We start from the raw sequence: 15,980 nt of genomic DNA, 5'->3' as shown, positions 1-15,980 counted from the left end.
ACCTTCTTACTACTTTTGCGCGCCGACGATGGGTTCCGGAGTCGGCGCGGGCTCCCTGAGAACAACCCGTACCCGGACACTATGAGCGAAAAAAAATGGATTAAGGCTGAGGACGTGGCCAGGCTTGCCGGCGTCTCCCGCTCCGCCGTCTCCCGAACCTTTACTCCCGGAGCGTCGGTGGCGGACAAAACGCGGCAGAAAGTTCTCGCCGCGGCGGAGGAGCTGGGCTACCAGGTCAATATTATCGCCCGCACGATGATCACTGGCAGCAGCAACTTTATCGGCATCGTCACCGCCGGTTTTGATAACCCTTTTCGCAGCAAGCTGCTCGCTCCGCTGGTGCATCAGCTGGCGCTCAACGGCTTTATGCCCCTGCTGATGAACGCCGACGATCCGCAGCAGCTGGCCCCTTCGCTCAAACAGCTCCTGAGCTATCACGTGGCCGGAGTGATCATCACCTCCGGCGCGCCGCCGCTGTCGCTGGCGGAGGAGTACCTGGAACGCAAAATCCCCGTCACCTTGATTAACCGCCATGCCGAACTCGCCGGCTGTGACCGGGTGTCCAGCGATAACGCGCAGGGGGCGAAGCTGGTCGCGGATCTGTTTAGCCGCCGCCGCTGGCAGCAGGTCGGCTTTCTCGGCGAAGACGGCGAAAACTTCAGCACCCGCCAGCGCTACGAGGCGTTTATCGCCCACGCCGGGGGAATGCAGGTCAGCGCGCACTTCTGCGCCAGCGCCGGCTATCAGGCCGGCTTTGATGCCGCCAGGCGGCTGCTGCTGGATAATCCCGGCCTGCAGGCGCTGTTTTGCGCCACTGATATGCTGGCCCTTGGGGCGCTGGACGGCCTGCGCGCCGCCCAATCGAGCGCCCCGCTCCCGGCCGTTATCGGCTTCGATGATATCCCCCAGGCCGCCTGGCAACCCTATCAACTCTCGACAATTCAGCAGAATACGGAGCTGCTGGCGCATCACGCCGTCGAGATGCTGGTGACCCGCATCGCCAGGTTCGATCTCCCCTCCCGCCACCGGGAAGTGCCGGTGAAATTAATTATTCGCGAAAGCGCAAAATGAAAAATTCATTTTATGCCAAAGCGATCACAGAATAATCCGCCGTTCCCCGCCACACTCACTTTGCCTTTCGGGGCTCTTTTTTTATCACTGATTGCACACGTGTGCAAAACGGAGGAAACATGACATCACTGGACTCAGACCCGCTGCACGCCCGCTATCTCTTCGCCTGTGAACTGGCAAAAGCCGGCGCCGAGCTGGCCTTTCGCTTCTATCAGCAGCGCGGCAGCCTCGCGGTCGATCATAAGGGTCACGATCTGCAGGACGTGGTGAGCATCGCCGATAAGCAGGTCGAAGAGTTTGTTAAGCAGCAAATTGTGAACGCGTTCCCGCAGGACGGCTTTCTCGGCGAAGAGAGCGGCGCGCAGCTGCCGGAAGCGCCCATTCTGTGGGTAGTAGACCCGATTGACGGCACCAGCTGCTTTCTTAACGGCCTGCACACCTGGTGCCTGTCGCTGGCTATCGTGGCCGACGGCGAACCGGTAATCGGGGTGGTTTACGACCCCAACCATCAGGAAATATTTCATGCCCTGAAGGGGCACGGCGCGTGGCTCAACGAGACGCCAATAGCCCCCCATCCGGCCAGAACGGTCAAAGAGGGCGTGATGGGCGTGGGAACATCCCATCGCGTCACGCCGGCGGACTTCCTGCCGTTCCTCGACGCGCTGCTCAGCGATGGCGGCATGTTTGTGCGCAACGGGTCCGGCGCCCTGATGAGCGCCTGGGCGGCGGCCGGACGTTTAATCGGCTATTACGAACCGCACATGAACCCGTGGGATGCCCTGCCCGGGCTGGTGCTGATGCGCGAGGCCGGGGGGCAGACGAATGATTACCTCGCCAATGACGGCATCATCAACGGCAGCCCGCTGCTGCTGGCCGGCAAAACGCTCTACCCGCAGTTAAAAAACATGCTTCGGCAACCGTTACACTAACCCGCTAAGGGTCAGGCTTTATCTGATTATGTACCCTACATAGCAACGATAATTCAGTTCAAGGACGAAGCACATTAATCAGTCGGGCCTCCGACCTTCGGAGATAACACCATGTCTGGATTTTTTGCTTTTTTTCGCGCGACGCCGCCCAAAGCCGTCGCTCCGTTCAGCGAGCAGCGATTTCGCTTTGTGCGCTGGCAAACGTTTCTGGCGATGACGGTCGCCTACGTGACGTTTTACGTCTGCCGCCTGTCGTTTACCGTTGCTAAAAGCGCGCTCGTTGAGCTCGGTATTACGCCCACCGAGCTCGGGATGATCGGCTCGGCGCTCTTTTTCAGCTACGCCATCGGCAAGCTGGTTAACGGGTTTATTGCCGATCATGCCAACGTGGTGCGCTATATGAGCCTCGGCCTGCTGCTGAGCGCCGGGATGAATCTGCTGATGGGGATGACCACCAACGCCCTGCTGCTGGCGATCTTCTGGGGGATCAACGGCTGGGCGCAATCCATGGGCGTCGGCCCCTGCGCCGTCTCGCTGGCGCGCTGGTACGGCTGTAAAGAGCGCGGGACGTTCTACGCCATCTGGTCAACGGCGCATAATATTGGCGAAGCCATGACCTATATGGTGATCGCGGCGGTCATTGCCGGCTTTGGCTGGCAGATGGGCTACCTGTCAACGGCGGCCCTCGGCGCCGCAGGCGTCGTGCTGATGCTGCTGTTTATGCGCGACTCGCCGCAAAGCTGCGGTTTTCCACCAATCAACATCATTCGCGATGAGCCGCAGCAGGAGGAAGCGGGCGGTTCGGTGTTTAAAAACCAGCTGTTCGCCATGCGCAACCCGGCGCTATGGACGCTGGCGCTGGCCTCGGCGTTTATGTATATCGATCGCTACGCGGTGAACTCGTGGGGGATCTTCTTCCTGCAGCAGGATAAGGCCTATTCGACCATTGAGGCTTCCGGGATCATTGGCGTCAACGCTATCGCCGGCATTGCCGGGACCATTATCGCCGGGATGCTCTCCGACCGTTTCTTCCCTCGAAACCGCAGCGTGATGGCCGGCTTTATCAGCCTGCTGAACACCGCCGGATTCGCCCTGATGCTGTGGTCACCCCACGGCTACGTCACGGATATTCTGGCGATGATTATTTTTGGCGCGACCATCGGAGCCTTAACCTGCTTCCTCGGCGGGCTGATTGCCGTCGATATCTCGTCGCGCAAAGCGGCGGGCGCCGCCCTCGGAACCATTGGCATCGCCAGCTACGCCGGCGCAGGTCTGGGCGAGTTTCTGACCGGGATCATTATTGATAAAACGGCGGTCATCGAAAACGGCACTACGCTGTATAATTTCAGTACGCTATCGCAGTTCTGGGTGGCGACCGGCCTGGCTTCCGCCCTGTTCTGCTTTGTGACCGCCGCCATCGTAGCCCGTCGCCACGCCGCGGAACAGCAGATATCGCTGCCATCATAACCCAATAATATATAAGGAATATTCTATGATGACGACACGCCATCAGGTATTGCTGCGCCTGTTTATCACCTGCGCCGTCGCGTTCGGCGCGGGGCAAACCAGTGCCGCCGAACGCTACCAGCTGGAAAAAGTGGTTGAGCTCAGTCGCCACGGGATCCGCCCGCCGACGGCGGGCAACCGCGAAGCCATCGAGGCCGCCACCCAACGCCCGTGGACGCAGTGGACAACCCGCGACGGGGAATTAACCGGCCACGGCTACGCGGCGGTCGTGAACAAAGGGCGGGCCGAGGGCGCGCACTACCGCGCGCTCGGGCTGCTGAGCGCCGGCTGCCCGACCCCGGGCGACATCTACGTCCGCGCCAGCCCGCTGCAGCGCACGCGAGCCACCGCTGAGGCCCTGGTTGACGGCGCGTTTCCGGGATGCGGGACGCGCATTCACTACGTCGCCAGCGACGCTGACCCGCTGTTCCAGACCGACCGGTTCGCGACAACCCAGACCGATCCCACCCGGCAGTTGGCGGAGGTGCAAAAAAAAGCCGGCGACCTGGCGCTGCGCCGCCGGGCCCTGGAGCCCACCATCCAGCTATTGAAAAACGCCGTCTGCATCGCCGGCAAGCCCTGTCCGGTCTTTGACCAGCCCTGGCAGGTTAAGCAGGGGAAAAGCGGTAAAGTCTCAATTGAAGGCCTTAGCGTGATGGCTAATATGGTCGAAACGCTGCGCCTCGGCTGGAGCGAAAACCTGCCGCTCAGCCAGCTGGCGTGGGGAAACATTACCCGCTCCGCGCAGATTAGCGCCCTGCTGCCGCTGCTGACGGCAAACTACGATCTGAGCAACGACGTTTTCTATACGGCGCAAAAGCGCGGTTCAATCCTGCTGAATGCGATGCTGCAAGGCGTCGAAGAGGGCGCAAAGCCGGACGTTCGCTGGCTGCTGCTGGTGGCTCACGATACCAATATTGCGATGGTGCGCACGCTGATGGCGTTTAGCTGGCAGCTGCCGGGCTACAGCCGGGGGAATATCCCGCCGGGCAGCAGCCTGGTGCTTGAACGCTGGCGCGACGCGAGTAACGGCGAACGCTATCTCCGGGTCTATTTCCAGGCGCAAAGTCTCGACGACCTGCGCCACCTGCAGACGCCGGATCGGCAGCATCCGCTGCTGCGCCAGGAGTGGAGCCAGCCGGGATGCCGACTCACGCAAGTGGGTACGCTATGTCCCTACCGGCAGGCGCTTACGGCCTTAGGCAAAAACGTTGACCGGCAGTCGGTCAGCGCGGTAAACCTCGAGCTACCCTAAGCCAACCGCGAAGCGATGGGGCATCGCTTCGCCTTTTTTCCTAAGCAACGCTGGGCGCAAATGCGCCGGCCGCCACCTGCTCCTGGGTAACGACGCCGCTGTCCAGCACCCAGCCGCTGATTAATGCCGCCGGCGTGACGTCAAACGCCGGGTTATAAACCGACGCATCCGCCGGCGCCCACTGCACCGCGCCGAAGCTGCCGGCCACCCCGGTCACCTCCGCCGCCGCGCGCTGCTCAATAGGAATGGCCTCGCCGTTCGGACAGCGGCGGTCGAGGGTGGTTTGCGGCGCGGCAACGTAGAACGGAATACCGTGATATTTCGCCAGCACCGCCAGCGAATAGGTACCGATTTTGTTCGCCACATCGCCGTTGGCGGCAATGCGATCGGCGCCAACCCACACCGCGTCGACCTGCCCTTTAGCCATCAGGCTGGCGGCCATCGAATCGGTAATCAGCTGATAGGGCACCCCCAGCTCGCCCAGCTCCCAGGCGGTCAGGCGGCCGCCCTGCAGCAGCGGGCGGGTCTCGTCGACCCACACGTTCGCCACCAGGCCGCGCTGATGGGCCAGCGCAATCACCCCTAACGCCGTACCGACTCCGGCCGTCGCCAGACCGCCGGTGTTGCAGTGGGTCAGCAGACGGCTGCCCGCGTTGACCAGGCTAACGCCGGTTTCCGCGATGCTGGCGCACAGCTGCTTATCTTCTTCAATCAGGCGCAGCGCCTCCTCTTCGAGGGCCGGAATATAGTTTTCCTCAGCCAGCGCCAGCTTCATGCGATCGAGGTTATTCATCAGGTTAACCGCCGTCGGACGCGCGGCGCGCAGCGTTTCCAGCGCCTGCGATAGCTCATCGCGGGTCAGGCCGCGCTGCGCCAAAAGCGCTAACAGCAGACTGGCAGAAAGACCGATTAACGGCGCCCCGCGTACCCGCAGAGCGTGAATATGGTCAACCAGTAACGGGACGTTATCTGCCGCCAGCCAGCGTTTTTCCTGCGGCAATGCCTGCTGGTCAAGAATAAAAAGCTGATTTTCGCTTACCCGCAGGCTGGTGATCTGTAGTGTCTGCATGTCGTTAAATCCCTGTTGCGTTGTTGTATCACATTGTGTCAGGATGGAATCCAGAAGTATAGACGTCTGAACGGCTTAACCAGAACTTTTGAGGATCGAGGCAATGTCGCAATACCATACCTTCACGGCCAGCGATGCGGTGGCTTATGCACAACAATTTGGCGGTATCGATAACCCGTCGGAACTGGTGTCCGCGCAGGAAGTGGGTGACGGTAACCTCAACCTGGTATTTAAAATTTTTGATACCCAAGGCGTGAGCCGCATTGTGGTTAAGCAGGCGCTGCCCTACGTCCGCTGCGTCGGCGAGTCCTGGCCGCTGACGCTTGACCGCGCCCGGCTCGAGGCGCAGACGCTGGTGACCCACTATCAGCACTGCCCGCAGCACACGGTGAAAATTCACCATTTCGATCCCGAGCTGGCGGTGATGGTGATGGAAGATCTTTCCGATCACCGAATCTGGCGCGGAGAGCTTATCGCCAACGTTTACTATCCGCAGGCGGCGAGCCAACTGGGGGAATATCTCGCCCAGGCGCTGTTCCATACCAGCGATTTTTATCTCCATCCCCATGATAAAAAAGCCCAGGTCGCGCGCTTTCTTAACCCGGAGATGTGTGAAATAACCGAGGATCTGTTCTTCAACGACCCCTACCAGGTGCATGAACGCAACAGCTATCCGCCGGCGCTGGAGGACGATATTGCCGCCCTGCGCCACGATAGCCAGCTCAGGCTGGCGGTGGCCTCGCTCAAGCACCGCTTCTTCTCACAGGCGGAGGCGCTGCTGCACGGCGATATCCACAGCGGCTCCATTTTCGTTGCCGAAGGCAGCTTTAAAGCCATCGACGCCGAGTTCGGTTATTTCGGCCCGATTGGCTTTGATATCGGCACCGCCATCGGCAACCTGCTGCTCAACTACTGCGGCCTGCCGGGCCATCTGGGCATTCGCGACGCCGCCGCCGCGCGCGAACAGCGGCTGAACGATATTCAGGCGCTGTGGACGACCTTTGCCGAGCGCTTCCAGGCGCTGGCGGCGGAGAAGAGCCGCGATGCGGCGCTGGCCTATCCCGGCTATGCCTCGGCGTTCCTGAAAAAAGTGTGGACGGACGCGATTGGCTTCTGCGGAACCGAGCTGATTCGCCGCAGCGTCGGCCTGTCGCACGTCGCCGATATCGACAGCATTGGCGATGAGGCCATGCGCCACGAGTGCCTGCGCCACGCGATTTCGCTCGGCAAAGCGCTGATCGTGATTGCCGAACGCATCGACGGCGTTGACGAGCTGATCGCCCGCATTCGCCAGTACGGCTAAGCCCTTCCCGGTCGTTCCCGGGCAGCGCGCTGCCCGGGTTCTCCATTCACCGCCCTTCCCTACCCCAAATACTCGATCACCGACAGCCCGCCGTTATAGTCGGTGCTGTAGATAATCCCCTGCGCGTCAACGAACACGTCGCAGGACTGGATCACCCGCGGGCGGCCCGGTCGGGTATCCATCATCTTCGCCGGCGCCGCGGGCACCAGCGCCCCGGTTTCTACCGGCCGATAGGGGTCGGAGATGTCGTAGGCCCGCACCCCCGCGTTTTGGTAAGTGGCGAAAATCAGCGTCGAGCTGACAAAGCTTCCGGGGCGGTTCTCATGCAGATTATGCGGGCCAAAATGCGCCCCTTTCGCCACATAGTCCTCCTCCCGAGGCTGCGGGAAGGTCGAGATGCTGACCGGATTCGCCGGTTCGCGGATATCGAACAGCCAGATCAGCTTCTCGCCATCCTGCTGGTTATCGAGCACCGCTTCGTCGAGCACCACCAGCAAGTCGCGATCCGGCAGCGGCAGCGCGGTATGGGTGCCGCCGCCAAACGGCGGGCTCCAGTTGCGGTGGCTAATCAGCTTCGGCTGGGTGCGGTCCTTGACGTCGAGCAGGGTCAGGCCGCCATCGCGCCAGCTGCCGTAGGCGGTATCCCCGGCAATAATGGCGTGATGCAGGGCGTAGCGTTTCCCCTGCGGCCAGCTCGCCGTCTCCCCCGCCGCCTGGTTCATCCCCGGCAGCCACCAGCGGCCGGCGACCTGCGGGTTGTGCGGATCGGCGAGATCGATAGTCAGGAAGATATAGTCGCTAAAACCGTCGATCAGCGCGGAAACGTAGGCCCAGCGGCCGCCAACGTACCAGATTCGATGAATGCCGATCCCGTCGAGCGACAGAAAGCTGATTTCCCGCGGCTTATCGGCAACGGAGATATCAAAAATACGCAGCCCGGCGCTCCAGCCCTTCTCCCGCACGTCGCTGACCGTCTCCCCCACCGAGCGGGTGTAGTAGACCTTCTCGTCGGCGAAGCGGGCATCGGCAAAGAGATCCCGGGCGTTGATCACCAGCAGCAGGTCGTCGTGCGCCTGCAGGTGCACGTTCCAGGTGCCGGGCGGCGCGGCAACGTAGTTCACCGCTTTGGGATTTTTCGGATCGCGAACGTCCACCACCGAAAAACCCTGGGACACCATGTGGCCGATATAGGCAAAACCACGATGCACCATCAGCTGAACGCCGTCCGGGCGTCCGCCCTGATCGCTATGCCCAATCAGCCGCATATTGCGGCTGTAGTCGGGGCGCGGGAGTTCCGTCGCCATACCTGCTCCTTACTTGTTTTTGGCTTCCAGGGTGGCGAACCACGGGGCGATAAAGTCTTCGGTCTGGCCCCAGCCCGGAATGATTTTGCCCAGCGACGCCACGTTCACCGCCCCCGGCTGCGCGGCCAGCAGCGCCTGAGGAATTGCCGCCGCTTTAAAATCGTAGGTTGCAGGCGTCGGCTCTCCGGCAATCTTGTTGGCCACCAGGCGCACGTTGGTCGCCCCGATAAGCTTCGGATCGACCGCCACGCTCACCTTCCACGGGCTGCCGGATTCGCGCATCAGCTGCAGATCCTGGTTAGAGATATCAATGCTGTAGAGCTTAATTTCGGTGCGCCCGTTCTCTTTGAGCGCCTTATAGGCGCCCTGGCTGAAGGCGTCCCAGGTACCCCAGATCGCATCAATTTTGCCTTTCGGGTATTTCGCGAGGATCGCCCCGACCTTGTTGGCGGTATCGCCCTGCACGTCGGAGGAGACGGCGCCGATCGACTCCAGCTCTTTGATGCCAGGGTTCTGCTTGAGCAGCGCCTGGTAAGCCACCTGACGGCGCTCCATCGGCGGGAAGCCGGCGACCCACAGCTTGATAATGTTGGCTTTGCCGTTGAAATCTTTCACCAGTTGACCAAAGGATAGATCGGTCAGGGAGGCGTCATCCTGCTGGGTTACGGTCACGCCAGGGATCTCGCCGCTGACGGCGGTATCAAATACCGCGACCTTGATCCCGGCGTCCACCGCCTTCTTCACCAGCGCGGTCGAGTAGGGATCGCGCCCCTGGGAGAGAATAATGCCGTCATATTTCTGGCTGATGGCCTGATTGACGAAGTCCTGGAATTTCGCATCGTCGCCGTTGCTCAGGAAGGTGCTCATTTTAAAGCCGAGCTTCTTGCCTTCCTGGATAGCCCCGGAGACAAACTGGGTGGTGTTATCATCGGAGCCCAGGTTGCGGATCACCGCAATGCGGATCGGCCCGTTATGTTCAGCGATAGCCGCCGGCACCGGCGTTGGCGTCTCAGCATAGGCGGCTACGGAGTTGAGCAGCCCCAGCGCGATAAGAGAAAGCGTTATTTTTTTCATCATGTTTACCCTGTTTATAATTAGGTGCGGCGCTGAAAATAGGTCAGTGCTAACGCGCCAGCCAGCACCAGCCCTTTAATAATGTCCATTGCGTAGTACGGAACCGAGAGCATCACCAGGCCGTTGGAGAGCACCCCGAGGATCACCGCCCCCACCAGCGTGCCCAGCGCGTTCGGTTTGCCCGAACCCGCCAGCGAGAAGCCGATCCACGCCGCCGCCACCGCGTCCATCAGGTAACCGCCGCCGGCGTTAACCTGGGAGGAGCCGATGCGCGACGCCAGCAGAATGCCGCCGAGGCCCGCCAGCAGCGAGGCGATAACGTACGCCGCCACCTTGTAGCGCGTGATGCGCAGGCCGGAAAGACGCGCGGCCTCCGGGTTGCCGCCGATGGCGTACATCCGCCGCCCGTGGGTGGTAAACGAGAGCGCCAGCTGGGCAACCACGGTTACCGCCAGCATAATGATGACAATTGTCGGCACCTGCCCCAGCAGGCCGAACGCCGCCGGAATGGTCCCTTCCGCCATCTCGCCGCTCGGCAGCACCATGTTCTCGGTAATCGAGCCGCCGTAGCTGTAGGTCATCGCCACGCCCTGGATCACGAACAGGCTGGCGAGGGTCGCGAGCATGTCGGGAATGCGCAGCACCACGATCAGAAAGGCGTTAAACAGCCCCACCAGGGTGCACAGCGCCAGGGTCACCAGAATCGCCTCGGTGGTGCTAAACCCGTGCCAGACGAACAGCGAAATCACCAGCGCGTTTGCCAGCGAGGCGGTCGAGCCGACCGACAGGTCGAATCCACCGATGGTGAGCGAAATCGACACCCCGATGGCGATCACCGTGACGATGGCAATCGAGCGCAGAATGTTGATGATGTTGAATGGGTCGAGGAAGTTATCCGATGCGAGGCCAAAAACGGCGATCAGCAGCACAACGGTTAGCAACATGCCCCATTTGTAGAGAAAATCGAAAAATCGCTGACGGCTCGATGCCGTCGCGGTAGCGGTCAGGGCCTTGCTCACGCTGCTGCTCCTCCGGTGGAGTAATAAAGTAGGGTCTCTTCACGGGCCTCTGCGCCCGCTATTTCTGCCACAATGCGGCCATCCCACAGCACGCAAATGCGGTCACACAATCCAACCAGCTCCGAGAATTCGCCCGAGGCGTAGATCACCCCTTTGCCTTCTCGCGCCAGCCCGTCGATCAGGTTGAACAGGTCGGTCTTTGCCTTCACGTCGACGCCTTTGGTCGGCTCATCAAAAATCAGCACGTTGGCGCTGCCGCGCAGCCACTTACCGATGGCGACCTTCTGCTGATTGCCGCCGGAGAGGCGACGCAGCGTCTGCCCCGGGCCGGTGGTGCGAATGCCGATGCGGGCCACCACCTCCTCCGCCCAACGCCACGCCTGGCGATGGCCAAACAGGCTCCAGCGCGAAAAGCTGCGATCGGCGCTCACCGCGAGGTTCATGGCGATAGGCTCTTCGATAAAAATGCCCTCTTTGCGCCGCTCCTCCGGCACCAGCGCCAGCCCGCGGGTGACGGAGTCCGCCGGGTCGCGCGGACGCCACGGCTGGCTGTTCAGCTCGCCGCGCGTCAGGCGGCTTTTGCTGGCGCCGAACAGCGCCTTGCACAGTTCGGTTTTACCGGCCCCCGCCAGCCCGGCGATGCCGAGAATTTCACCTTTGCGCAGGCGCAGAGAGATATCCTGCAGCAGCCCCTCGTCGTGTAGCCCTTCCACCTGGAGCAGCACCTCTTCACCGTGCGGCGGGCGCTTCGGCGGAAAGATATCGCTGAGCTCATGGCCGAGCATTTTTTCCACGATCTGCTCGCCGCTGAGCTCCGCCATCGGGCCGCTTTCGATCAGTCGGCCGTCGCGCAGCACCGTTAAGGTATCGCAAATGGCCTTCAGCTCGTGAATGCGGTGCGAGATAAACACCACCCCGATCCCCTGCTGCTGCAGGCGGCGCACCACGGTAAACAGGCGTTCGCTTTCGTGACGGTCCAGCGGCGCCGTCGGCTCATCAAGGATCAGGAAGCGGCAGTGGTGCGACAGGGCCCGCGCCAGCAGGATTTGCTGCTTCTCGGCCAGCGAGCAGCTGTCGATAGAGCGCCGCACGTCAAGGACGATATCCAGCTGGGCCAGCGCGGCCCGGGCCTGCTCGCGGACCCGCCGCCAGCTAAAGCCCTGACCCGGCAGCGCCAGCCGGTCCAGCATGATGTTCTCGGCAATGCTCAGCCCCGGAACCAGCGCCACGTCAACCTCCTGCTGCACCAGGTGAATGCCAAGCTGCTTTGCATCGCGCGGAGAACGAATATTGACCGGCTGATTGTTGATGACAATCTCGCCCTCGTAATGGGCGTGTGTGCCGCAAAGCACCGCCATCAGCGTCGATTTTCCCGCGCCGTTGGCGCCGGTCAGCGCGTGCACGGTCCCCCCTTTGAGGGAAAACGCCACGTTGTTCAGCGCCCGAAAGCCGGAAAAGGCCAGGTTAATGTTGTGCATCTCGAGGCGATTGGCTGTCATCCCCTGCTACCCTTTACGATTAATATTCTGATTTAATGAATTTTTCACAGCCGTCCTTGACTGACAACTGCGTAAAAGGCATAAGATAAAACGAAATAATATTAGCCATCCGGATGTCCAGACATAACATCAGGTTAGCGAAACGACAATAAGGGCAGCCTCTATGAGCAACAGCGATATCCGCGTGGTCCCCGGCCCCGCCAACTACTTCTCCCATCCCGGCAGCCTCGCGCGGCTGCATGATTTTTACAGCGCAGAGCAGCTTTCCCGGGCGCTGTGGATCTACGGCGAGCGGGCAATCGCCGGCGCAGAACCCTTTTTACCCGAGGCCTTCAGCGCGCCCGGCGCCAAAAAAATCCTCTTTAAGGGCCACTGCAGCGAAAGCGACGTCGCCCGGCTGGTCCACGAGGCGGGTGAAGACCGCTCCGTGGTGATTGGCGTCGGCGGCGGCGCGCTGCTGGATACCGCCAAAGCGGTGGCCAGACGGCTTGCGCTACCGGTGGTGGCGATCCCGACCATCGCCGCCACCTGCGCGGCGTGGACTCCGCTGTCGGTGTGGTACAACGACGCCGGCCAGGCGCTGCATTTTGAAATTTTCGACGACGCCAACTTCCTGGTGCTGGTGGAGCCGCGGATCGTCCTCAACGCGCCGGAGGAGTATCTGCTGGCGGGGATCGGCGATACGCTGGCGAAATGGTATGAGGCGGTGGTGCTGGCGCCGCGGCCGGAAACCCTGCCGCTGACCGTACGCCTGGGGATTAACGGCGCGCTGGCGATCCGCGACGTTCTGCTGGAGAGCAGCGAAACGGCGCTCGCCGACCGGCAGCGCGGCGAGCTGAGCCAGCCGCTGCTGGACGTTATCGATGCGATTATCGCCGGCGGCGGAATGGTCGGCGGCCTCGGCGAGCGCTACACCCGGGTTGCGGCGGCCCACGCGGTGCACAACGGCCTGACGGTGCTGCCGCAGACGGAGAAGTTTCTCCACGGCACCAAGGTCGCCTACGGCATTCTGGTGCAGAGCGCCCTGCTCGGCCAGGACGAGGTTTTAGCCCAGCTGGTGGCGGCCTATCGTCGCTTTAATCTGCCGACTACCCTGGCGGAGCTGGATATCGATATCCACAACCGGGACGAGCTGGATCGGGTCATTGCCCATACCCTGCGTCCGGTCGAATCGATCCACTTCCTGCCGGTGGAGCTGACGCCGCAGACCCTGTACGCCGCCTTCGTGAAGGTGGAAAATTTTCGTCGGCAGGTGCACTGAGCGCGGGAAAGCGTGGGCAAGCCCGGTAGCCGGACAGATTTCCGGTACCGGTCTGGACGTAGACGGGGGGTTAACGCCTGAGGCTGTGGCCTAGCAGCACTTCGCGCCGCCCTTGCCGCCGTAGCGCGCGTCCTGGCGCTCGCGGAAGAACTCTTCGTAGGTCATCGGCGTCTGCTCAGGGTGGGTCTGGCGAATATGCGCGACGTAGTTATCGTAATCAGGCACGCCAATCATCATCTTTGCCGCCTGGCCTAAGTATTTTCCCGCTTTCGAAAGGGTATCGAACATTTTTCTCTCTCACATCATCCTCTCCCTTGCGGGAGAGGATTTGGCTAACAAAAACCGGCTGGCTAATGCGCGCGTTTCGTCTGGGTTATCAGGCTCTCAGCATCGGCGGGCATCGGTTCGTACGGCGTCTCTCTGGCAGTAGGATGGTCCTCTTTCAGCGCCGCCAGCGCGGTTTTGATTGAGAACAGCGCCAGTACCACCACCACCACCATAAAGAAGATGGTCAGGCCGGCATCCAGGCGGTTGTTAAAGACCAGCTGCGCCAGCTGGGATTCGGTGTACTGCGGCGGGATAGCGCCGCTGTCGATCATCGCCTGGAACTTATTGGCGATCGCCAGGAAGCCCACTTTGGTATCCGGGCTGAACGACTTCTGCCAGCCGGCGGTCAGGGTGCAAATCAGCAGCCACGACGTGGGCAGCAGCGCAACCCATGCATAGCGCTGACGCTTCATTTTAAACAGTACCACCGCACAGAGCATCAGCGCCATCCCCGCCAGCATCTGGTTGGCGATGCCGAACAGCGGCCACAGGGTGTTAATCCCGCCGAGCGGGTCCACCACGCCCTGGTGCAGGAAGTAGCCCCACGCCAGTACGCACAGCGCCGTCGCCAGCAGGTTCGCCGGCAGCGAGCTGGTTTTCTTCAGCCCCGGGCTTATCACGCCGAGCAGATCCTGCAGCATAAAGCGCGCCGCGCGGGTGCCGGCATCCACCGCCGTCAGAATAAACAGCGCTTCAAACAGAATGGCGAAGTGGTACCAGAAAGCGACGTCCATCAGGCCGCCCAGCGAGCCGTGCAGGATGTAGGCCATCCCGACCGCCAGCGTCGGCGCACCGCCGGCACGCGAGATAATCGACTGCTCGCCGACCTCGCTGGCTATCTGGTGCAGCGTATCCGCCGTGATGGTGAAGCCCCAGCTGCTGACCACCTGCGCGGCGGACGCCACCACGTCGGTGGTCCCGGCAGGTGCCAGCACCGCCAGCGGGCTGTTCATCGCAAAGTAGACGCCCGGATCGATAATACAGGCCGCCACCAGCGCCATAATGGCGACGAAGGATTCCATCAGCATGCCGCCATAGCCGATAAAGCAGGCCTGGCCTTCATTGGCCAGCATTTTCGGCGTGGTGCCGGAGGCGATCAGCGCGTGGAAGCCCGACACGGCGCCGCAGGCGATGGTGATAAACAGGAACGGGAACATGCTGCCGCTCCACACCGGGCCAGTGCCGTCAATAAACTTAGTCAGCGCCGGCATGGTCAGCGTCGGGCGCATGATCAGAATACCAATCGCCAGCCCGACGATGGTGCCGATTTTCAGGAAAGTTGAGAGGTAGTCGCGCGGGGCCAGCAGCAGCCAAACCGGCAGCACCGAGGCAATAAAGCCGTAGCCCACCAGAATCCAGGTCAGCTGCACGCCGGTGTAGTCAAACCACGGCGCCCAGGTCGCGCTTTCGGCAACCCATCCGCCGGAGACGATGGCAAACACCAGCATCACCAGGCCAATCACCGACACTTCGCCAATGCGCCCCGGGCGCAGATAGCGAATGTAGATCCCCATAAAGACCGCCAGCGGGATGGTGAAGGCAACGGTGTAGGTTCCCCACGGGCTGTGGGTCAGCGCTTTCACCACGATCATCGCCAGCACCGCGAGGATGATCACCATGATCATAAAGCAGGCCACCAGCGCCAGCACCCCGGCGGTGGGCCCCATCTCCTCTTTCACCAGCTCGCCGAGCGAGCGGCCGTCGCGGCGGGTCGAAACGAACAGCACCATAAAGTCCTGCACCGCACCGGCCAGCACCACGCCGGCGAGGATCCAGATCATCCCCGGCAGGTAGCCCATCTGCGCCGCCAGCACCGGCCCAACCAGCGGCCCCGCGCCGGCAATGGCCGCAAAATGGTGACCGAACAGCACTTTCTTATCGGTTGGAACGTAGTCGAGGCCGTCGTTGTGCCGCACCGCGGGCGTCATCCGCGTCGGGTCAACCGCCAGCACGTTTTTGGCGATGTAGAGGCCATAGAAGCGATAGGCAATCAGATAGATACAGACCGCCGCCACGACAATCCATAGCGCATTAATCTGTTCGCCGCGGTTTAAGGCTATGTAGCCGAGGGCAAAGGCTCCAATGACGGAGAGCAGTGTCCAGATGAGGTATTTCCCTGAATTATTCATTATCGGGTTCCACGGGTAGGGTAATCAATCTGTTACATTTTGTTTCTAGAACACAACGCAGACTTTAACAACGTTGAAACCCTGGAGATGTCGCCCGCAGGCAGGGATTTATCTCACATTGCTAGCGAGATCACTTCTGGCAGGAAAATGGATGAAAACAGCGGCGTCAGAAAGAGGCTCGCGCCGCGCCCGCTCGGGCTACAGAAATAAAAGCGTAGCCCGGACGGGACGCGG

13 protein-coding genes are annotated in these 15,980 nt (G+C 61.6%); 6 read left to right on the top strand and 7 right to left on the bottom strand.

What is annotated here, in order from left to right; genetic code table 11:
* Positions 1–81: 81 nt before the first annotated feature.
* The 4 genes from RTE01_RS22390 to RTE01_RS22375 all read left to right on the top strand — a co-directional run bounded on the left by RTE01_RS22390 (position 82) and on the right by RTE01_RS22375 (position 4,761).
* Positions 82–1,071: a LacI family DNA-binding transcriptional regulator gene (locus RTE01_RS22390; protein ID WP_134525402.1), complete on the top strand. Its 990-nt coding sequence runs from the start codon at positions 82–84 to the stop codon at positions 1,069–1,071.
* Positions 1,072–1,190: 119 nt separating this feature from the next.
* The gene (locus RTE01_RS22385) at positions 1,191–2,000 is read left to right on the top strand and encodes an inositol monophosphatase family protein (protein ID WP_134525401.1); all 810 of its coding nucleotides are present in this window, start codon (positions 1,191–1,193) and stop codon (positions 1,998–2,000) included.
* 111 nt (positions 2,001–2,111) lie between these two features.
* On the top strand, positions 2,112–3,467 hold the full coding sequence (locus RTE01_RS22380; RefSeq protein ID WP_041144543.1) for an MFS transporter: 1,356 nt from the start codon (positions 2,112–2,114) through the stop codon (positions 3,465–3,467).
* A gap of 25 nt (positions 3,468–3,492) precedes the next feature.
* Positions 3,493–4,761: a histidine-type phosphatase gene (locus RTE01_RS22375; RefSeq protein WP_134525400.1), complete on the top strand. Its 1,269-nt coding sequence runs from the start codon at positions 3,493–3,495 to the stop codon at positions 4,759–4,761.
* Positions 4,762–4,801: 40 nt separating this feature from the next.
* Here the strand turns inward: RTE01_RS22375 and mtnA are convergent, their stop codons facing one another.
* Positions 4,802–5,830: an S-methyl-5-thioribose-1-phosphate isomerase gene (gene mtnA / locus RTE01_RS22370; protein WP_134525399.1), complete on the bottom strand. Its 1,029-nt coding sequence runs from the start codon at positions 5,828–5,830 to the stop codon at positions 4,802–4,804.
* Between the two features lie 103 nt (positions 5,831–5,933).
* Here mtnA and mtnK point away from each other — a divergent pair, with 103 nt between their 5' ends.
* A complete protein-coding gene (gene mtnK / locus RTE01_RS22365) occupies positions 5,934–7,133 on the top strand; it encodes an S-methyl-5-thioribose kinase (RefSeq protein ID WP_041144540.1) in 1,200 nt (399 codons plus the stop codon).
* A 59-nt stretch (positions 7,134–7,192) separates the two neighbouring features.
* Here mtnK and RTE01_RS22360 read toward each other — a convergent pair whose 3' ends face one another.
* The 4 genes from RTE01_RS22360 to RTE01_RS22345 are packed head-to-tail and all read right to left on the bottom strand — an operon-like array spanning position 7,193 to position 12,029.
* On the bottom strand, positions 7,193–8,437 hold the full coding sequence (locus RTE01_RS22360; RefSeq protein WP_134525398.1) for an LVIVD repeat-containing protein: 1,245 nt from the start codon (positions 8,435–8,437) through the stop codon (positions 7,193–7,195).
* A gap of 9 nt (positions 8,438–8,446) precedes the next feature.
* On the bottom strand, positions 8,447–9,511 hold the full coding sequence (locus RTE01_RS22355; RefSeq protein ID WP_045854426.1) for a sugar ABC transporter substrate-binding protein: 1,065 nt from the start codon (positions 9,509–9,511) through the stop codon (positions 8,447–8,449).
* A gap of 20 nt (positions 9,512–9,531) precedes the next feature.
* On the bottom strand, positions 9,532–10,530 hold the full coding sequence (locus RTE01_RS22350; RefSeq protein ID WP_041144537.1) for an ABC transporter permease: 999 nt from the start codon (positions 10,528–10,530) through the stop codon (positions 9,532–9,534).
* The gene (locus tag RTE01_RS22345) at positions 10,527–12,029 is read right to left on the bottom strand and encodes a sugar ABC transporter ATP-binding protein (protein ID WP_123551081.1); all 1,503 of its coding nucleotides are present in this window, start codon (positions 12,027–12,029) and stop codon (positions 10,527–10,529) included. The genes RTE01_RS22350 and RTE01_RS22345 overlap by 4 nt, the downstream gene beginning before the upstream one ends.
* A 163-nt stretch (positions 12,030–12,192) precedes the next feature.
* Between RTE01_RS22345 and RTE01_RS22335 the strand changes: the two genes are divergently transcribed.
* Positions 12,193–13,290: an oxidoreductase gene (locus RTE01_RS22335; RefSeq protein WP_115193347.1), complete on the top strand. Its 1,098-nt coding sequence runs from the start codon at positions 12,193–12,195 to the stop codon at positions 13,288–13,290.
* Between the two features lie 90 nt (positions 13,291–13,380).
* Here RTE01_RS22335 and RTE01_RS22330 read toward each other — a convergent pair whose 3' ends face one another.
* Together RTE01_RS22330 and cstA are read right to left on the bottom strand one after the other, a co-directional pair.
* Complete coding sequence (locus RTE01_RS22330; RefSeq protein WP_041144534.1) at positions 13,381–13,578, bottom strand: YbdD/YjiX family protein; 198 nt, start codon at positions 13,576–13,578, stop codon at positions 13,381–13,383.
* A 62-nt stretch (positions 13,579–13,640) separates the two neighbouring features.
* Entirely contained in the window at positions 13,641–15,746 is a 2,106-nt protein-coding gene (gene cstA, locus RTE01_RS22325; RefSeq protein WP_041144533.1) for a pyruvate/proton symporter CstA, read from the bottom strand.
* Between the last annotated feature and the right edge of the window lie 234 nt (positions 15,747–15,980).

The organism is Klebsiella terrigena (genome assembly GCF_006539725.1).
GTDB classification, from domain to species: domain Bacteria; phylum Pseudomonadota; class Gammaproteobacteria; order Enterobacterales; family Enterobacteriaceae; genus Klebsiella; species Klebsiella terrigena.
The sequence above is the reverse complement of the archived record's forward strand: the minus strand, read 5'-3'. Positions and strand labels throughout refer to the sequence as shown.